Genomic DNA, 19499 nt, shown 5'->3' with positions numbered 1-19499 from the left:
TCACAGTGCTAACTATTATGTTTCACTCTCCGGAACCGAACCGTATGCCTCACCGAGTTGCCGTGATCGGTACCGGCGCGGACCCGGACAATCCCGACGGAGACGGCTACGCGATGGCGTATCACCACGCGACTGCCTACGAGAACCACCCCGAATGCGATCTCGTCGGGTGTGCGGACATCGTCCCCGAGAACGCCGCTGCGTTCGCCGACGAGTTCGATATCGCCGACGAGAACGTCTTCGAGGAGTACGACGAACTGCTCGAGGCGGTCGAACCCGATATCGTCTCGCTGTGCGTGCCACCCGCGATCCACGATACGATCGCGATCGACTGTATCCGATCGGGCGTCGTGGAGGCGATCCACTGCGAGAAGCCGATGGCCGACAGTTACGGCGGGGCGCGCATGATGACCCAGGAGGCGAGTCGGCACGACGTTCAGTTGACGTTCAACCACCAGCGGCGGTTCAGCGACGCGGTCAGAACGGCGAAGGCGTTGCTCGACGACGGCGAAATCGGCGACCTCGAGCGGATCGAGTTCGCCGCACCGATCGGCATCTTCGATTACGGATCGCACTCCTTCGACCTCTGTAACTACTTCAACGACGAGGTTCCCGCCGACTGGGCGCTCGGCCAGATCGAGTACAGCGAGGAGAACGTCCACTTCGGTGCGCACAACGAGAACCAGGCCGTCGTGCTCTGGGAGTACGAGAACGGCGTCAGCGGCCTCGGAACGAGCGACAGCGCCGACGACGGCGGCCCGACGAGCGCCGTCGAGTGTCACCACCGACTGATCGGCACCCGCGGTACGATCGAACTCGGTCCGTCCGGCGAGGACGACGAGGAACTGCCGACGTTGCGGATCCGCCGTGCCGGCGACGAGGAGTGGGCGGCCGTCGAGACCGACGACGGCCTGCACAGTTGGGAATTCATCGACCGCGCGATCGCCGACAACGTTCGCTGCCTCGAGGCGGACGAGGAGCCGGAACTCGGCGCGGCGAACGCACTGAACGCGACCGAACTCATCTTCGCCACGTGGGAGTCCGCTCGCCGACGCGGCCAGGTCGATCTCCCGCTGACCATCGACGACAACCCGCTCGAGGCGATGGTCGAGTCCGGCGACCTGTCGCCCGTCCCGACGACGGAGGACGAGTGAATGCCGAAGATCTCCGTCTGCGTGGAGATGGTATACGACGACGAGCCGTTTCACGAGCGGATCTCGCGGGCCGCCGAGGTCGGGGCTGATGCGGTCGAGTTCTGGGACTGGCGCGGAAAGGACCTCGACCGGATCGAGAGCGCCGCGGCGGACGCGGGGATCCCGATCATCGGCTGCGTCGCGGGTGGGACGCTTACCGATCCCGATGCGGCCGACGACGCCGTTGAGACGATCCGCGAGTCGATTGAAACGGCAGCCGATCTCGGCATTCCCTCGCTCATCGCGACGACCGGTCCGGACCAGGAGGGTTTGGATCGGCCGACCCAGCACGACGCCATCGTCGACGTCCTTTCGCGGGTTGCGCCGGACGCCGAAGCGGCGGGCGTGACGATCGTTCTGGAACCGCTGAACGCGGCGGTCGATCATCCCGATTACTACCTCGAGACGTCCGCGGAGGGCTACGAGATCATCGACGCGGTCGACTCGCCGAACGTCAGGCTGCTGTACGACGTCTATCACCAGCAGATCACCGAGGGCGACGTTATTCGAAATATCACCGAGAACATCGACCGTATCGGCCACTTTCACGTGGCCGCCGTTCCCGGGCGACACGATCCCGGTACCGGTGAACTCGACTACGAGACGATCTTCGCGGCGATCGATGAGACGGGCTACGACGGCTACGTCGGCTGCGAGTTCTCGCCGATCGGCGATTCCGACGAGGCGATGGCGACAGTGTTGAACTGGCGTTGACGGGAGCGGACGCCGACGGGTTCGACGTCGCCTGATTCAGTCCATTTTGAGCGTCACGGTGCCGTCGAAGTTGAGCAGGATCCGCTGAGCGACGTCGCCGAAGATCGCCTTTCCGGTCGGCGACCGCTGTCGACCGACGAGAAAGATGTGATCGCAGTCGAGGCGCTCCGCGGCGGCGATGATCTCGTCGGCGCGGTCGCCGTCCTCGATGACGATTCCATCGGCCGTGAACTCGATCGAATCGTCGTCCGATTCGAAGACGTCGTCCGCGAACTGCTGTGCGAACTGCCGCGCCGCGGAGTTCGAGTCGGGTTCGCCGTACGACGTCCCCTCGACCTGTTCGATCACTTCCAGGCTATCGGCCGTCTCGTCGGCCTGATCCGGCGTTATCCACGCGAGTACGGTCAATTTCGCGTCGGTGTCGCGGGCTAACTGTCCGGCTTCCGCGAGGAGCGCTCGATGCGTCTCAGTGTCGTCGATAACGACGAGTGCATGATCCATGCCACCGCTTTGATGAGTCACCCAAATAAGTGTACTGTCCGTGTCGTCCGCAGTGAGCTACTCTCACCAGTATCGGGACCAGTGTTCGGTCGCCCGGACGAGCCCCTCGACGTAGAAGTAATCGCCCCAGATGCAACACTCGTCGTAGTCCCCGTTCGCCACGTCGTACGCCCCGTCCGTGAGCAACCCGTTCGAGTCGGTTCCCACCGTCGAGTAGTTTTCCGCGAGGCTCCCGAGCGTCGTGCGGGCGGCGTTCCGGTAGCCGCGAACGCGGTCGTCCGCGAGCGGCAGTTGCCGGGCGAGTTCGTCGAGGCCGCAGGCCGCGATCGCAGCGGCCGAGGTATCCCGGTGATCTTGCTCGGCCGGCGCGTCGAAGTCCCACCGCGGGACGCTGTCGTCCTCGAGGTGCGAGAGGTAGTAGTTAGCGAGCGTCGCCGAGAGCCGTGCGTACGCGCCCTCGTCGGCGTAGTCCCCGGCGATCGCGTAGCCGTAGATCGCCCACGCCTGTCCCCGCGACCAACAGGAGTCCGCGTCGTACCCTTGGGCCGTGTCGCCGCCGATCGGCGTCCCGTTCTCGACGTCGCACTTGAACGTGTGGTAGGTCGACCCGTCGGGCCGAACGATGTGTTGGGCGGTCGTCCGAGCGTGCGTCTCCGCGATCGCGGCGTACCGCGGGTCGCCCGTTTCCTCGCTCGCCCAGAACAACAGCGGGAGATTCATCATGGTGTCGACGATCATTCGGCCCCGTTCCCAGGATTCCTCGGTGGCCTCGTGGTCGCCCCACGCCTGAATGAGTCCAGGCGCTTCCAGGAACCGATCGGCGAGGAGATCCGCGGCCGAGAGCGCCATCGATCGGTACCGTTCGTTTCCGGAGAGACGGTGGCCGGCGACCGCAGACAGCGTGTAGAGAAAGCCGAGGTCGTGTGTGTCGACGTTCCCCTCGTTCAGTCGGCGCTCGAACGTCTCGAGTTGGGTCTCGGCGGCGTCCCGAAACCGGCGCTTTCCCGTGACTTCGTACGCGAGCCAACACAGCCCCGTCCAGAAGGACGCGGTCCAGCCGTCCATGTTGTCCGTCGCGTCGTACACCAGATCTCGACTCGACGGGGACGGGAACCGATCGTAGAACTCGTCGAGCGTGTCATCGACCCGGTCGATAGCGACCGATAGCGCCTCGTCTAACGCCGCTCGGTCGACTCCCGACCGTTCGGTGTAGCGCTCCGGAAGGCCGTGATCCGCGGTCGCTGCTACCAGTGCGTCCGGTGTGCGTGCCATGGTGGCGCACAGTGCGTCGCATCGGAGCATAAAGCCACCGTTCCCGTCAGGCTGTCGGCGATCCACACTGTCGTTCGTCGCACCGAAATCGGCAGGCCGAACCGCGGGGCGTCAGTACTGATCGGTCGCCACGAGTTCGTCCGCAGCGAACGGGTGTAGCTCCATACGGAACGCGGTCGGCTCTGGCTCGAGTCGGTACTCCTCGAGCGTCGACGGCCCGCAACTTCCGGTCCCGAGCCCACAGTGGTCGTCGTCGAGCGAGACCCAGACGCCGTCCCGATCCGGGAGTTCGTGGGTGTGCTCGGCCTCGTCGAGATCGGCGGTACTGAAGGGGTGTGCGCTGAAATCGAAGGACGTCTCGCCGGTGACGAAGAGACCGACCCCGCGCTGGTCGGTGAACGTCACCCAGCGGGTGTCCGTTCGGTTCCCGCTCTCCTGTGGAGCGACGTAAGGCGTCTGTAGATCGGCGACCGAACGGCTGTAACGGCCGAGGAGAGCGGCCTCCTTGCTGTCGACGTACGACTCGCCCGGTCCCCGCCCGTACCACGTGACCTGCTCGAGGTCGTCCGCGAGCGTGAGGTCGAGCCCGACTCGAGGGAGCGAGGGCAGCAGCGACAGGTCTCCGTCGGGCTCGAGGGCGGTGTCGACGGTTATCGCGCCGGTGTTCCCGATCGCGTAGGTCTGCTCCACTGCGAACCCGTGGTCGTATATCGGCGGCGCGAGTCGACCCTCGACGGTGATCGTGACGGGATCGGTGTCTCGCTCGCCCTGCGCATACGTGATGTCGTCGGTGCGGAACTGCAGTCGATCGAGCCCGTGCTCCCGCCAGAGCTGCTCGAATCCGACGGTCGCGAGATCCCCGGCCTGAACGAGTTCCTCGTTCTCGTAGCGTTCGGTAAATTGCGATAGCAGCGTTCGCGAGAGCGGGAGTCCCCCGTCGTTGTCCGTCGGCGCGCGCCAGATCCCGACCGAGGGACCGCTCTCCAGTAGCGACCGATTCCGGTACGTGAACGAGTCGATGACGCCGAACGTGCGATCGAAGACCAGTTCGAACTGCCCGTTCGAAACGCGGATCTCCTCCCCGGCCGCGTCACACGTCAGCGGCGCGGTGACGCCGGTCGTCGGCCGCGAAGCGGAGCCGGCCCCGGATCCATTTTCCGGAAGTTCGAACTCGCCGGTCGCAACCGTGTGCCCCTCCGGCGCCCACGCCGTCTCGCGAGCGAGCGAGACGTCGACGCTGAGGACGCGCTCGGCGTCCGCGTCGAACCCATCTATATCGAGTCCGTCCGCGTCGACGGGAACCGTGACCGTCGCGGCGTCGCCGGCCTCGACAGCGGGCAACGGCAGCCGCCCGCTCCGGACGACACGGCCGTCGGACAGCACGCGCCAGGAGGCACGGAGGTGCTCGAGCGACCGGAAATCGTACCGGTTCTCGACGGTGAGCTCTCCCCGCTCGAGATCGGCCTCGCGCAGGACGACCGGCTCGATGACCTTTTTGTACTCGGTGAGTCCGGGTGAGGGCTCCCGATCGGGGAAGACGAGCCCGTTGATGTTGAAGTTCGCGTCGTTCGGCTCGTCGCCGAAGTCGCCGCCGTAGGCGAACCACTCCGTCCCGTCGTCGGCCGTTCGCCGGAGTCCCTGGTCGATCCAGTCCCAGACGAAACCGCCCTGCAGGCCCTCGTGCTCGTCAAAGAGGTCCCAGAACTCACGGAGGTTCCCCGGCCCGTTCCCCATCGCGTGGGCGTACTCGCAGAGCACGACCGGATGCTCGAGGTCGGTCTCGGCCCACTCCTCGAGTTGCTCGAACGGCGGATACATCGGCCCGATGATGTCGGAGACCGTCTGGTCGGTGTCGGGTTCGTAGTGGATCGGCCGCATCGGATCGCGCTCGCGCGTCGCCGCTGCCATCCGTTTGTGGTGGGTTCCGAGGTCCGACTCGTTGCCCAGCGACCAGACGATGACGCTGGGGTGGTTCTTGTCGCGTTCGACCATCCGAACCATCCGGTCGACGTACGCGGCTTCCCAGTCGGGGTCGTCGCTTACGTGCTCGGTCGTCTCCGCGTGGACCATCCCGTGGCACTCAAGGTCGGTCTCGTCGAGCACGTAGAGCCCGTACTCGTTACAGAGCTCGTAAAACCGCGGATCGTTCGGGTAGTGAGCCGTCCGAACCGCGTTTATGTTGTGCCGTTTCATCATCTCGACGTCCTCCCGCATCGTCTCGAGCGGGACGGCGCGGCCGCGGTCGGGATGGAAATCGTGGCGGTTGACGCCGCGGATCGTCACCGGCTCGCCGTTGACCAGCAACTGCCCGTCGACGATCTCGATTTCGCGGAAGCCGACCGTCTGCGCGAGGACCGTCTCGTCGTCGCCCTCGACTTGAGAGACGCCGAGGACGAAATCGTAGCAGTCGGGCATCTCCGCGGTCCACGTGCGGGGCTCCTCGACGGTCGTCTCGAACTCGAGGGTCGTCGCCTCGCCGGCCTCGAGCGCGACGGACTGCGCCTCGAGGGTCGTCGAGACCGGCGCTCCGTCCGCGTCGCGCAGCGTCGGCTCGATTTGGGTCTGCCCGCCGTCGTCGCCGACGTTGCGTACCTCGACGGACGCCCGCAGGACGGCGTCCTCGTACCGCTCGTCGAGTTCGGTCCGAACGTCGACGTCGGCGACCTGCACCATCGGCTTCGCGTAGAGGGTGACGTCGCGAAAGATCCCACTGAGCCACCACATGTCCTGGTCCTCGAGGTAGCTCCCGGTCGACCACTTGTAGACACGGACGGCAAGCGTGTTCTCACCGGGAGAGAGGTAGTCGGTCACGTCGAACTCCGACGGGAGTCGGCTGCCCTCGCTGTACCCGACTTCTTCCCCATTGACCCAGAGGTGGAACGCGGAGTCGACGCCGCCGAATCGGAGTCGGAGCTGCCGGTCGTCCCAGTCGTCGGGGACGTGGACGGTGCGACGATACGAGGCCGTCGGGTTCTCGGTGGGGACGTGCGGTGGATCGAGGGGGAACGGATAGACCACGTTCGTATAGTGGGGCGCGCCGTAGCCGGCCGTCTGCCAGTGCTGGGGTACCTCGATCCGGTCCCAGTCGCTCACGTCCGCGGTCGGCTCGTGAAACGATTCCGGAGCGGCAGCCGGCGTCTCCGACAACTGAAATCGCCACTCCCCGTTCAGCACCGAGATCCAGGGCGACGCCCCCCGGTTCCCGACGGTCGCGTTCCTCGTCGCCGCGTACGGGAGGAGATACGCGTGCGGATCGATCCGATTTCGACCGACCGTCTCCGGATCGGCCCAGTCTCGAGTCATCGACCGCTAGTGTTCGACGAACCATCATCAATCCTCGGTCGGGACGGGCCGAGTCCGTCGCCTCGAGCGTGACACGGGTTCGAAGCAAAACGGATCCAGTAGGGCAATCGTTTTAGACCCGTGTCAGTATAACTCAGCCATGAACCCAGTCGCGGAGAATTCGCTCCGGACGCGAGCCGATTTCGAACGAGCCGTCGAGGACCTCGTCGACCCGTTGTACGATCACGCCAGCCCCAGTGGTGCGCGAGTGCGACCGATGGCGACCGGCGCTCACTTCCCCGCCGTCGCCGCCGAACTCGAGGGGTTCGCGCGACCGCTGTGGGGGCTCGTTCCGCTGAGCGTCCACGGGACGTCCGAGCAGTGGGATCTCGTTCGACGCGGCCTCGTCAACGGCACGGACCCGAGCCACGACGAGTACTGGGGCGAGGCGGACGACTACTCCCAGAAACACGTCGAGATGGCCGCGATCGGGCTCGGACTCGCGTTGACTCCCGACCGAATCTGGGACCCGCTCTCCGAACCGGAGCGGGAGCGACTCGTCCGCTGGCTGAACCAGATCAACGACGCCGACCTCCACGACTGTAACTGGCTGTTCTTCCGGGTCATGGTCAACATGGGGCTCCGATCGGTCGGGGCCGACCACGACTGGGAGGGCACGCAGTCGTCGCTGGATCGACTCGAGTCGTTCTATCAGGGCGGGGGCTGGTACACCGACGGCCCGGTGGGGGATGGAAGTCCGATCGACTACTACCTGCCGTGGGCGATGCACTTCTACGGACTCGTCTACGCAGCCGTCTGCGGCGACGAGGATCCGGAGCGGGCCAGCCGGTTTCGCGAGCGGGCCGCCGAGTTCGCGACCGAGCACGTCCACTGGTTCGACGACGAGGGACGCGCGCTCCCCTACGGTCGAAGCCTCACCTACCGCTTCGCGCAGGCCGGGTTCTGGGGCGCGCTCGCGTTCGCCGACCTGAACCCGCTCCCGTGGGGTGTCCTCAGAGGGCTCTGGGCGCGGAACGTCCGCTGGTGGCTGAACCAGCCGATCTTCACGGACGGGGGCCTGCTGTCGGTCGGCTACCGATATCCGACGCTGAAGACGTCTGAGGTGTACAACTCGCCGAACTCGCCGTACTGGGCGACGAAGGCGTTCCTGCCGCTCGCGCTCGAGCCGACGCATCCGTTCTGGCAGGCCGACGAGGAACCGCTTCCCGACCGACCCGAGACGGTCGTCCAGTCCGAGCCTCGGAAAGTCATCTGTCGGGACGACGACCACCTGTTCGCGCTCTCGCTCGCCCAGAACAGCATCTACGGGCCGGAGAAGTACGGGAAGTTCGCCTACTCCGCGACCTTCGGGTTCTCCATGGCCGGGCAGAACGTGGGCCTCGGGGAGGCGGGACACGACAGCACGCTCGCGCTCAGCCCGGACGGCGACCGGTACAAGACCCCCGCCTCCGAGTCGGTCGCCGCGACCGAAGTCGACGAGACGACCCTCAAATCGCTGTGGTCCCCGTGGGACGACGTCCGCGTCGAAACCTGGCTGGCGCCGGCGCTCCCCTGGCACGTCCGGGTCCACCGCCTCGAGACGTCGCGACCGCTTCACAGCGAGGAGGGCGGATTCGCGCTCGATCGGACGGGCGACGACGATCCGACGCAGTTCACCCACGGGACCGAGGGAGCGACCGCCCGCGCCGCGTATCCGAACGGGACGAGCGTCGTCACCGATCTGCGTGCCGACCGAAACCCGGAGATCGTCCCCGAGGAACCGAACACGAACCTCATGCACCCGCGTACGGTCGTCCCGACGCTCCGAAAGCAGTACGACGCCGGTGAACACTGGCTGGCCACTGCCGTCCGAGCGACGGCCGAGGGGCCGGTCGATTTCGACCGGACGCCGGAACTCGTGACTGCCGACGACGACCGCGTCGCGATCGAGACGGCCGACGGCGACCGACTCCTCGAGTGCCGGGCGGGCGAGATCGCGACCACGAATCGCGCGGAGTGACGGTATGCCGGCCGGTGCCGATCGCGCCATCGGGTATCTTTTTGTCCTGCGGGGCCGTCTCACGGATCGAATGGGAGACGAGTTACGACAGGGGCCGAATGCGGGCCGAACGCTACCGCCCGAGCGCGAACGATACGAGGACCCGGAGACGGGCGCGCGCGTTACGCGGTTGACGAGCGATCCAGACGCCGACAGTCGACATCTGTACTTCACCGAACCGGGGTGGGACGACGCGGACGATCGGCTGCTCGTTCGCTCGGACCGCGACGGAACGCGGCAACTCTACTCGGTCGCGCTCGAGTCGGGCGAGATACGGCAGTTGACCGACCTCCCGGCGGCGATCAGCGGCGTCACCCGCATCGCGACCGAACCGACGGCGCTATTCTGGTGTGACGACCGGCTCGTCGCGCTCGACCTCGAGGGACTCGAGATACAGACCCTATATAAGATACCGGACGGGTACGACGGGAGCGTCGCTGCCGGGACGGCCGACGGCACGCGGGTCGTCACGGCGATTTCCGAACGGCTCGATATCGACGGGCGATCGAACGACCGCGAGCAGTGGATCGCCGATCGGATGAACGCTGGACCGCACTCCAAGGTGCTCTCAGTTCCGCTTTCGGGCGGCGATCCGACGATCCACGTCGAGGACGACCGATGGCTCAACCACGTCAACGCGTCGCCGACTCGGCCCGAACTCGTCACGTACTGCGAGGAGGGGCCGTGGGAGGCGGTCGATCGGATCTGGGCGCTGAACCTCGAGACGAACGAGACGTGGGCGGTCCGACCGACGGACGCGGACGAGGCCGTCGGCCACGAGTACTGGCTCGCCGACGGCGAGACGATCGGCTACCACGGCTGGCGGGGCGGCCGCGACGACCCGGACCCGTTCTTCGGCCACGTTAGATACGACGGGACGAAACGGAACGAGTGGCCGGCACCGGATATCTACACGCACTTTCACAGCAATTCGCGAGAGCTGGTCGTCGGGGACGGAACCTACCGCGGCGCGCCCGTCGACCTGCTCTGGGAGTGGGACGACGACGCCGACGAGTACCGCTCACCGCGAAAGCTGGCCGCCCACGGCTGGAGCGGCGACGACGACGTCCACCCTCACTCGCGGCTGAGTCCGAACGGCGATCGCGTCGTCTTCGATAGCTCTCGGGGTGGCTCCGGCAGCGACGTCTATATCGTCGATATACCCGACAATCTCGACGGTTTACCGACGTTCGACGGGACAGAGAGGTAACAGCTGTCTCGTCCGAAAGTGGTCGGCCGCCACGAACGAGGTCGATCCGACGTGGAGTGCCGGGACGCTCGACGCGGCAACAATCGAGTCCGAGGCCGGAGACCGTTTCCAGGTGTGAACCGGTAGCAACGGAGCGAAGTACGACGTCTTCGTCGACGGAGAACGCATCGACTCTGGTCGCCCCGAAGCGGGCGTCGTCGCCGTCGATACCGAGTCCGGCTGGACGATCACGATACGGTCGAAACGGCTGTACGGTACTGCCCGACCGACACGAAAACAGGAGAACGATTCTATGACGGGCTAGATCAGCGCGGCTATCCGTCGTTGGGATCCTGGAACGCCCAGAGCTGGTTCTCCCCGTTGCTCACGTTCCAGTGGCGCAGGTCGGCACCCGGATCGGGGTCGACCTCCCAGACGTCGACCGCGAGGTCGTCGGCGTGGGTCGGCTCGAGGGTGTAGTTATCCGGCGCGACCGGGTTCGCCTCGAACTTCTGGTAGTCGGCGTCCTCCCACGCGCCCAGTTCGAGGTTCGTGCCGGTGTCGGTCCCGCCGTCGGACGCCTCGAGCGCGAGCCCGTCGGCGTCGGCCGGGCTAATGCGGAAGACGCCGTCCTCGAGTTCTGTGACCTCCCAGACCTGGCCGTTCGCCTCGCCCCAGGTGTCGTTGTAGACGTTCGCGCCGTCGGCGAGGTCGCCGTCGACGCTCATCACGATCTCGTCGCCGTTGAGCGCCGCGGTGAGTCGGTAGGTCCCCCCCTCGAGTTCCGTTAGCTCTCCCCCGTCGTCCATCGACTCGTGGGTACCGAGGTTCGCTCGCGGATTGTCCACGATGTACTGGATGTCCACGTTTTGGCCGGGATCGTGCTTCCACTCGAAGTGGAGATCCCACGCCTCGCTGTCGGCGTTCCAGAGGAAGTACTGATCGTAGGCGAACGTCGCGCCCGACGCCTCAACGGGGTCGGACCGGAGCGACGGCTGCTGGTAGCCGAACGGACTGACGCCCTCGACGGTCGCGGCGGGGTCGGCCCCGGACTCGAGCGTGACGGTGCCCTTCGCGAGGCCGCCGCCGTGGTTGTTCTGGAGAACGGTGTCGTCAGCGTCGACACGGATGTTCTGTTCTGTCCCACCGCCCCGCACGTCACAATCGATGATGCGGACGTTGGACGTCTGGCCACCGGAGACGTAGATGCCGTAGCTCTGCTCGCGCTCTTCTTCCGGTCGATCGTCGTAGGTACGGAGGTTCGTGATCGTGACGCCGGTCGTTGGATCGTGCTGGAAGTCAGACCGCGAGTGGATGCGCACGGCCTCCCAGTCACAGTTCTTGACGACGCCGCCCTCGATGGTGAAGTTCTGGTTGTCCTCGATGAAGATTCCGCCGAGCATCTCGGCGATGTTCACCTCGCCGATAGTGATGTTGTGGGACCCCGAAACGCCGAAAATACCGCGGGCACCGCCGCGGACGATTACCTGATCGCAGGTGACATCGTGCGTGCCGTTTGCGACGCGGAAGCCGGCGTAGCCGCCGCCGGGGTCGATCTCCCGCCCGATGACGGAACCGACCGTCGCATCGGTGGTTTCGTTGAGCAGGACGCCACACCCCGATTCGACCCCGTTCGCGATAACCTGGCCGACCTGGATTCGGTCGACCGCGTACGTTTCGAAGGCGTGGCCGCCCGAATTTTCGATGTACACCGAATCTACCTGAATATCCGTACAGCGAACGGTGTCCTCGCCGCGGCCGTGGGCGAAGCCGTCGATGCGGACGCCGATGCCGCCGCGGGGACTGTCGCCGGTCATCTCGACGCTGACGTTGCCGAGCCGGAGGTTCTGAACGCTCCGGAGGAACAGCCCGAACCGGGGGTTGCCGACCACCCGTAAGTTCGGAATTTCGATGTGCTCGGCATCGTAGGCCTCGACCGGAACGACGAGCGCCTGATCGCCCTCGTCTTCGACGCGCATCGTCGCGGGCATATCCAGCACGGTGTAGCTGGGCAGTTCGATCCCCGTGATGTCGTCCGAGTTCTCGTAGGTCGGCACGTCGCCGCTTCCCTCGACCGGACCGACGGTACTCGGCGAGACCACCGCGACCGTCTCCTTCCAGTCGCGACCGTCGGTCAGGCTGTCGACCGCCGCCTGGGTGACCTCGATCACGTCCTCGCCGCTCGCGACGTGACCGTCCGTCCCGTCGGCGTGAAAGACGCCGTCATCATCCTTCCAGACGATCACGTCCGCGTTCCGCGCCGCCGTGTAGACGTGGTCGACCTCGATCGAACCCAGATTCGAGAGGTCGTGTCCCTGTGCATCGATATCCTGATTCCACTTGCGTGTCGGTCCCGAACTGCCCTTTTGCTCGGCAGGCTGACCACCGTCGGCCCGCGCCGTACCGCTTCCGTATGCCGCGGCGAGGCCGCCAGCGCCCAACAGACCGAGGATCGTCCGTCGATCGAACGTCGGGCCGGCTTCGTGTGTACTCGCGTTGCTACTTCCTCGTGGTTCGGTATCTCGTACCACAAAGTGATTGACTATTTCCTCTCGTAAGTATTTATTGTGAGTAGAAATACATTCATGCCCGATTACGTATCGAGAGAAAGCCTCGATACTCGTCGCGTCCACGTCGGCGATCACGGTCTCGAACTGTACCAGTACGTCCGATCACGGAGACACCGCGATCGGGTGCGATATCTCCCAGCGGCCTGCATCGAATCGGTGACGAGTCTGCGCCTATCGTAGCCACTGAAACGATTCACATACCGATCGCAACGTCATCGTGCGATCAGCTGTGCACTGACTTTCAGTGGCTACGATACTCGTCAGTCGTTCTCTGGAGAGACGAGTTCGATGTCGGGTTTCGGCGGTTCGTCCATCCCGTGTCCGAGGAAGTAACTCGGCCACGGCGGCTGGTTGTAGCCGACGTTCTGCCACGCGATCGCGGTCCGGTATTGCGGATCGTGCAACAGCGTGTACAGCCGGTGGTCGGTCTCGTGCGGCGTCGCGTACAGACGCAGCGCCTCGCTGTCTTCGGTCCGCCAGATCACTTCTTCGCGCCAATCGCCGAGGATATCTCCCGAGAGACACGGCGTCCCCTTCGACGAGTTGTTCGAACGCGTTCCCTCGAAGGACTGCAACAGGTCCAGCTCCTGGGTCTCGGGGTTCCACTTCTTGATCCAGCCGACGCCGTACCCCGCATCCCAGCCGAGGAAATCGTGGTCCAGCAGTTCCCGGTGCAGATCGCCGGTCCACCAGATTCCGAAGTTCATCGAGTCGACGGTGTCCTCGCTGACCCGCTCGCCGCTTGCGGTCCACGTGCCGAGCCCGTCGTCGGATAGCGGGATCCCCGCCCACGCTTCCGCGCCGTCGTAGTCGGGATCGATGTCCGCGATCATCCCTCTACCGATGTCGCCTTCCCCTTCCTCGCCCCACAGTAACTCGCCCGTCTCGGCGTCGCGGAACGTCATTCCGTACGGACCCCACTCGTGGGGCTGGAAGACCTCGAGTCCGTCCCGACCGGGATCGAAGTCGCCGACGTGTAAGGCGTCGCCGTGGTTCCAGCCGGTCGAGTACAGTCCGGTGCCGTCGTGGTCGATGACGCACGCGCCGTAGACGATCTCGTCCTTGCCGTCGCCGTCGACGTCGGCGGTGGCAAGCTGGTGGTTACCCTGGGCCTCGTACTCCTCGTTGCCGTCGTCGCTGTCGAAGAGCCACCGGGTCTCGAGGTCGCCGTCACGGAAGTCGAACGCGGCCAGCATCGACTTCGCGTAGTAGCCCCGCGTCATGACGATGCTCGGTCGCTCGCCGTCGAGGTAGGCGACGCCGGCGAGGAACCGGTCGCCGCGGTTCCCATAGCAGTCGCCCCAGTCGCAGATGTCGCCGCGCGCAGGCTTGAAGTCCTTCGTCGCGAGTTCCTCGCCCGTCTCGCCGTCGAAGACGGTGAGGTACTCCGGCCCCTCGAGGATCCGTCCCGTTTCGTTTGCGTAGTCGGCGTCCGGGTCGCCGATGACCGTTCCGGTGCCGTCCGTGGCACCGTCGGACGTCCGTACGGCCAGTTCCGCCTTCCCGTCGCCGTCGAAGTCGTAGACGACGAACGGCGTGTAGTGCGCGCCGGCCCGGATATTCTGCCCGAGATTGATTCGCCAGAGGTGCTCGCCCTCCATCGTGTACCCGTCGAGCAGGACGTCGCTCGTGTGACCGTCTTGGGCGTTGTCCTTCGCGTTCGATGGCGTCCACTTCTGTACGATGTCGAGCGTGCCGTCGCCGGTGAGGTCGGCCACGCTCGCGTCGTTGGCGTGGTACGTGACCGTCTCCCCGTTCTCGCCGTCGACCGGATCGGGCTTGTTCAGCGGAATCTCCTTGTACTGCTCGTCCCACACCTCGACGGGCTCCGACATACCGGGTTTCCGGCCGTCGCCTTTCCTGCCGCTGGCTCGACCGTTTCCGACTGCTCGAACCGCGTACGTCGAGTCCGTCGTTCCCTCGGGGTCGAGGTAATTCGTGCTGTCGGTGATCGGTTTGTCGTTCACCCGTTCGCCGTCGCGGAACACGTGGAATCCCAGATCGGCGGGATCCGTCCCGAGCAGTCGCCATCGGACGAGTACCCCGTTTTCTACCGGAACGGCCACGAGTCCCCGGTCGAGCGATTCCATCTGACGCGTCGACCCGCTCTTTTCCGTTCCGGTTTCGTTCCCGACGCCGGATCGGCCGTTCCGACCCGCGGCGGTCGCTGCGCCGCTCATTGTGACCGCCGTCGTTCCGGCTGCGATCCCGCTCAGAATCTCGCGTCGGCACCGTCGAAGTCGTGTGTCACTCATGTTCGAATTAGTCATTGTCTCTCATACCACACTTTCTCCGTCCACATCGTATCATATAAAAACTTTGTAAACGGAAATATGATTGTCTCGAGGCATCCGAAATATCTGTACGATCGATTTCGACGGTGGCCGACTCCGGGATCGCTCGGGTCGAACTCGGCGGCGAGTCGGCCACCGTTGACTCGTGTCTCCCCGATTCCGTATGTCGCGATGAAAACGCCTACCGAGAGTCGACTGACCGATACCGGACACCGACGGTCGGCGCGGCCGCGCCGGTATTCTTTTACGGTCTCCGAGAGGGATGACAGACGAAATCGACGATGCTACGGAACCAGCCGGTAGATCTGCGAACCGAGTTCGCCTCGAACCCGATCGGAATCGACGAACCGATGCCCGACCTGCGCTGGCGGGTCGACGCCGACCGCCGCGGAGCCCGGCAAACCGCGTTCAGAGTGCTCGTCGCGTCGACGCCGGACCGGCTCTCGCCAGGCGAGGCCGACCGTTGGGACACCGGAAAGCGGGCGTCGGCCCGGCCGGCAGTAACGTACGATGGCCCCGCTCTCGAGTCCGGGTGCGAATACTACTGGGCGGTTCGAGTGTGGGACGAGTCCGACGAGCCGAGCGCGTGGAGCGACCCGGCCCGATGGGAGACGGGGCTCCTCGATCCCGATGACTGGGCGGCGTCCTGGATCCGCCGCCCGGAGGAGGGTGCGTTCGAGCGTGGTCGATTCACCTACCTGCGCCGCGATTTCTCCCTCGAGGGAGAGATCGAACGCGCCCGCGCGTACGTCTCCGCCAGTCACCAGTACGAACTCTCGGTCAACGGTCGCGTCGTCGACTGCGACGGGTCGTTTTCCTATCCGGACTACCAGTACTACGAGACCGTCGACCTCACGGACGACCTCGCGACGGGCGAGAACGCGATCGGCGCGCTGTGCAACTGGAACGGCGCCGGCCAGGGACGACCCGCCGCCGAACCCGGCTTCGTCTGCCAGCTCGAGGTGACGTTCGCCGACGGGACCGAACGCACCGTCGTCACTGACGGGTCGTGGCGCGTCCGCGAGGCCGAGTGGCGGGCGGACGCACCGCTGCGAAACGACGAGATCGCGGAGCCGGTCGAACGCATCGACGGTCGTCGGGCCCCGCTCGGCTGGGCCGAGCCGGGATTCGACGCAGTGGCGTGGGACCCCGCGGCCGTCGTCGGCACCCACCCGACGGAGCCGTGGGAACGGCTCGTCGCCCAGCGCTCCGAAGTCGTTCGATCGCCGATCGAACCCGTCTCGATGGACCGACTCGAGGACGGGACGTACGTGGTCGACTTCGGGCGCGTCTACGCCGGGCTTCCCGAGGTTCGTTTCGCGGACGGAACCGACGGGCACCGAGTCGAACTCAGGGCGGGCTATCTGCTCGAGGACGACGGGACGGTTTCGGCCACCGAGGGGACCCAATGGACCGACATGCGCTACGAGTACGTCCAGCCCGACGGCGAGGGACGGTTCCGGCCGTTCAACTACCTCGGCGTCCGCTACCTGCAGGTCGACGATCCGGGCGAGGAACTCGAGCCCGAACAGGTGCGGCTACTGGCGACGCGCAACGCCGTCCCCGACGAGCGGGCGGCGGCGTTCGAGTCCGACGACGGGACGGTCGACGCGGTCTTCGACCTCGCGCGCCACTCGGCGCTGTACGGCTGTCAGGGGCAGTTCGTCGACACGCCGACCCGCGAGAAGGGCCAGTTCCTGATGGACGGCTTCAACGTCTCGCGGACGACGACGTGGGCATTCGGGGAACGAGCCCTGAGTCGACAGGCGATCGCGGAGTTCCTCCGTTCACACTACCGGTACTGGGCGGGCGAGGGCCGGTTGAACGCCGTCTACCCGAACAGCGACGGCAAGCGTGATATCCCCGATTTCACGGTCTCCTTTCCCGAGTGGGTCTGGCGGTACTACCGCACGACCGGCGACCGGGCGACGCTCGAGTGCGCCTATCCTGTCATCACGGCAATCGCGGCGTACGTCGAGCGCCACGTCGATAGCGATACTGGACTCATCACGAACCTCTCGGGCGGCGAGGGCGGTCCCTACGAGGAGGGGATCGTCGACTGGCCCCCCGAGATGCGCTACGGTTACGACCGGGACTGGCCCGTCAGGACGACGGTCAACGTCCTCTGTGCGAGCGCGCTCGCGCGGGCGGCCGACATCGCGGCCGCGCTCGACCGGCCCGACCACGAGCGAGCGCACTACCGCGACGCCCAGCGCGCGCTCGAGACGGCGATCGACGAACACCTTCGGCGGGGGGATCGCTACGTCGACGGCTGCGACGCGAGGGACGCGAGCGAGTCTGCCTCTCAGCACGCCAACGCCCTCCCGTTGGCGTTCGACCTCGTCCCCGACGCGCACGCCGACGCCGTCGCCGAGCGCGTGGCCGAGCAGGGGATGTCGATGGGGCCGATGATGGTCCCGTGGCTGCTCGAGGCCCTCGAGACCGCGGACCGTCCCGACGCGATCGTCGATCTGGTGACGAACGCCGAGGACGATGGCTGGGCGAACATCCTCGAGCGGGGCGGCACGTTCATCTGGGAGACCTGGCACTGTCGCGATCCGTCCCTCCCGGACGATCACCGGCGGAATCGAAGCGAGTCCCACGCCATGGGCGCGACGGTGCTGGTGTACATTCTCCGGACGCTCCTGGGCGTTCGCCCCGACGGCGTCGCGGGCGAGCACGTCGAGATTCGCCCGCCAGAAGCGGGGCTCGAGTCGGCGTCGGGGCGGGTGCCGACCGAACGGGGTACCGTCGAACTCTCGTGGACGCGGGGTGGCGAACGTGCGGGGACTCGGACGGACGACGCCAGTGAGACGTTCCGACTCGAGGCGACGATCCCGTGGAACGCGTCGGCGACGGTCGCGCTCCCGACGGGCGATCGAGACGCCGTCGCGACCGTCGATGGCGACCCGATCCGGGACGACGGGGACGGCGGGAACAGCGAGAAACCGGCGGCGCTTCCCGACGGCGTCTCGGCCGTTCGGGACGGCGAACGGCTCGAGATCGACGTCGAATCCGGGACCTATCGGTTCGCTCTCGAATGACGCACAGTGGAGACGACGCAGTGAACAGCCTCGGGGTCAAGCCCCGAGGCACTCGGCCTGTTCCGCCTGTAGACGGGACGGACCCGGCTCGAGACGACGCCTCGCCGGTGTACTTCGGTCGGATTCGGTTCGAACGAGTCGCCGTCGGACCGTCAGTATCGACCCCAGCGGCCGCCGGAATCGAACCCGGGGCCACTACCGCTGGGTCCGGTCTCGGTCCTCGAGCAGCGCCTCGAGTTCAGCGGCGAGATTCTCGCCCATCGTAATCATGGCGTCGTCGCCGGGGTGGACCAGATCGGTGGTGAGCCCACCGATGGTCGGCAGTAGTTCGGGCCCCTCGAGGAGTGAGACGTTCTCGTGGGGCGTCTCGGCGACGACTTCGCGGAGTTCCTCGCGAAACCGTTCGCACAGTCCCTCCGGATCGGCGCTCCGGCAGACGTCCCGGGAGTTGCGGAAGATAGTGATGGCGACGACCGGTTCGTCCGGGTGAGCGCTCGCGACCCGGTCGATCAGCCGTTCGGCGCGGTCCCGGAACTCCTCGGGGGAGAAGGTCCCGACCATGTTCACCGAGATCGACAGCGTCGCGACGTCCCAGTCGTCTCGCTCAGCGATGTGGTCGGCCATCGCGGCGTCGCAGTAGGCGGTGCCACAGGAACCGAGGTTGATCGGGTCGGCGTCGAGCCGACGGGCCGTCTGGCTGACGTAGGTCAGGTGCTCGCCCAGCGGCGCTTCGCCTTCGGTGATCGAGGTGCCGTAGGCGAGGTAGCGCCGGTCGGGCAGTTCGTCCTCGCGTGGCGGACGGACGTCGCCCTCGAGGCCGTGATAGGCCATCGGCCCGCCGCGGTGTTCTCCCGGCAACTGGATCCGACAGACTCGCGGATCGAACGCGAGGTCCTCTCGGGCCGACGGCTCGAGGTCGGTCAGCTTCTCCGGGGTCGAGACTTCGATCGTCGTCGGCTCGTCGCCGATAACGACCTCGGTCGAGCCCTGAATCGGCCCCCAGAAGACCCGGACGGTCCCTTCCTCGGAACTTCCGCCAGGAACCGTCGAGAGCGTCACTCGTACGGGGCCGTCGGGGACGAACCGGAGTTCGACCCCCGCGGGGTGGCGCATCCGCGACTGCGCGCCGTCGTTGAGTTCGGTTCTGACCGCCTCGGGCACCCGTTGCAGCAACTCTCCGTCTCGACCCTCGATCGATCGCACGTCGCCGACGTTGTGAAACTGAATGCCGTCGTAGTGCATAGCGGACACGTTATCTCGCTCCCATATCAACTATTTGGTGGCTCGAGTCGCGGTCGTGTCCGTACTCACGCTCGTGCGATACGAGCGACGCGTACGGTTCTCGGATCGACTCGACGGTCCAGCGCTGGTAGCCCCCCTC

11 protein-coding genes are annotated in these 19499 nt (G+C 66.1%); 5 read left to right on the top strand and 6 right to left on the bottom strand.

Features of this window, described 5'->3' with window-relative positions; all coding sequences use genetic code 11:
- The first annotated feature begins 44 nt into the window (after positions 1-44).
- Both LDH66_RS19625 and LDH66_RS19620 read left to right on the top strand, forming a co-directional pair.
- Entirely contained in the window at positions 45-1154 is a 1110-nt protein-coding gene (locus LDH66_RS19625) for a Gfo/Idh/MocA family protein (protein WP_226482779.1), read from the top strand.
- Positions 1155-1907 (top strand): hydroxypyruvate isomerase family protein, encoded by a 753-nt coding sequence (locus tag LDH66_RS19620; RefSeq protein WP_226482778.1) that lies wholly within the window; start codon positions 1155-1157, stop codon positions 1905-1907.
- 36 nt (positions 1908-1943) lie between these two features.
- Here the strand turns inward: LDH66_RS19620 and LDH66_RS19615 are convergent, their stop codons facing one another.
- The 3 genes from LDH66_RS19615 to LDH66_RS19605 form a co-directional block, all read right to left on the bottom strand.
- Positions 1944-2408 (bottom strand): universal stress protein, encoded by a 465-nt coding sequence (locus tag LDH66_RS19615; protein WP_226482777.1) that lies wholly within the window; start codon positions 2406-2408, stop codon positions 1944-1946.
- Positions 2409-2471: 63 nt separating this feature from the next.
- Positions 2472-3680 (bottom strand): glycoside hydrolase family 88 protein, encoded by a 1209-nt coding sequence (locus LDH66_RS19610; RefSeq protein WP_226482776.1) that lies wholly within the window; start codon positions 3678-3680, stop codon positions 2472-2474.
- A gap of 111 nt (positions 3681-3791) precedes the next feature.
- Entirely contained in the window at positions 3792-6983 is a 3192-nt protein-coding gene (locus LDH66_RS19605; RefSeq protein WP_226482775.1) for a glycoside hydrolase family 2 TIM barrel-domain containing protein, read from the bottom strand.
- A 139-nt stretch (positions 6984-7122) separates the two neighbouring features.
- Between LDH66_RS19605 and LDH66_RS19600 the strand changes: the two genes are divergently transcribed.
- Together LDH66_RS19600 and LDH66_RS19595 are read left to right on the top strand one after the other, a co-directional pair.
- Complete coding sequence (locus tag LDH66_RS19600; RefSeq protein WP_226482774.1) at positions 7123-8982, top strand: DUF2264 domain-containing protein; 1860 nt, start codon at positions 7123-7125, stop codon at positions 8980-8982.
- A 70-nt stretch (positions 8983-9052) separates the two neighbouring features.
- Positions 9053-10231, top strand: coding sequence for an oligogalacturonate lyase family protein (locus LDH66_RS19595; protein ID WP_226482773.1), 1179 nt, complete (start codon positions 9053-9055; stop codon positions 10229-10231).
- Between the two features lie 314 nt (positions 10232-10545).
- Here LDH66_RS19595 and LDH66_RS23140 read toward each other — a convergent pair whose 3' ends face one another.
- A complete protein-coding gene (locus tag LDH66_RS23140) occupies positions 10546-12741 on the bottom strand; it encodes an RICIN domain-containing protein (protein ID WP_226482772.1) in 2196 nt (731 codons plus the stop codon).
- Between the two features lie 299 nt (positions 12742-13040).
- Positions 13041-14870: a rhamnogalacturonan lyase gene (locus LDH66_RS19585; protein WP_226482857.1), complete on the bottom strand. Its 1830-nt coding sequence runs from the start codon at positions 14868-14870 to the stop codon at positions 13041-13043.
- Between the two features lie 485 nt (positions 14871-15355).
- Between LDH66_RS19585 and LDH66_RS19580 the strand changes: the two genes are divergently transcribed.
- Positions 15356-18118 carry a family 78 glycoside hydrolase catalytic domain gene (locus LDH66_RS19580; RefSeq protein ID WP_226482771.1) on the top strand — a complete coding sequence of 921 codons (2763 nt, stop codon included), beginning with the start codon at positions 15356-15358 and terminating at the stop codon, positions 18116-18118.
- A 195-nt stretch (positions 18119-18313) separates the two neighbouring features.
- Here the strand turns inward: LDH66_RS19580 and LDH66_RS19575 are convergent, their stop codons facing one another.
- Positions 18314-19360: an SGNH/GDSL hydrolase family protein gene (locus tag LDH66_RS19575; protein WP_226482770.1), complete on the bottom strand. Its 1047-nt coding sequence runs from the start codon at positions 19358-19360 to the stop codon at positions 18314-18316.
- Between the last annotated feature and the right edge of the window lie 139 nt (positions 19361-19499).

Source organism: Natrinema amylolyticum (genome assembly GCF_020515625.1).
Classification (GTDB): Archaea; Halobacteriota; Halobacteria; order Halobacteriales; family Natrialbaceae; genus Natrinema; species Natrinema amylolyticum.
The sequence above is the reverse complement of the archived record's forward strand: the minus strand, read 5'-3'. Positions and strand labels throughout refer to the sequence as shown.

Bases quoted from the DNA above. Each gene is read 5' to 3' on its own strand.
- LDH66_RS19625 (WP_226482779.1), top strand. From the start codon at position 45: ATGCCTCACCGAGTTGCCGTGATCGGTACCGGCGCGGACCCGGACAAT.
- LDH66_RS19620 (WP_226482778.1), top strand. From the start codon at position 1,155: ATGCCGAAGATCTCCGTCTGCGTGGAGATGGTATACGACGACGAGCCG.
- LDH66_RS19615 (WP_226482777.1), bottom strand. From the start codon at position 2,408: ATGGATCATGCACTCGTCGTTATCGACGACACTGAGACGCATCGAGCG.
- LDH66_RS19610 (WP_226482776.1), bottom strand. From the start codon at position 3,680: ATGGCACGCACACCGGACGCACTGGTAGCAGCGACCGCGGATCACGGC.
- LDH66_RS19605 (WP_226482775.1), bottom strand. From the start codon at position 6,983: ATGACTCGAGACTGGGCCGATCCGGAGACGGTCGGTCGAAATCGGATC.
- LDH66_RS19600 (WP_226482774.1), top strand. From the start codon at position 7,123: ATGAACCCAGTCGCGGAGAATTCGCTCCGGACGCGAGCCGATTTCGAA.
- LDH66_RS19595 (WP_226482773.1), top strand. From the start codon at position 9,053: ATGGGAGACGAGTTACGACAGGGGCCGAATGCGGGCCGAACGCTACCG.
- LDH66_RS19585 (WP_226482857.1), bottom strand. From the start codon at position 14,870: ATGGAATCGCTCGACCGGGGACTCGTGGCCGTTCCGGTAGAAAACGGG.
- LDH66_RS19580 (WP_226482771.1), top strand. From the start codon at position 15,356: ATGCTACGGAACCAGCCGGTAGATCTGCGAACCGAGTTCGCCTCGAAC.
- LDH66_RS19575 (WP_226482770.1), bottom strand. From the start codon at position 19,360: ATGCACTACGACGGCATTCAGTTTCACAACGTCGGCGACGTGCGATCG.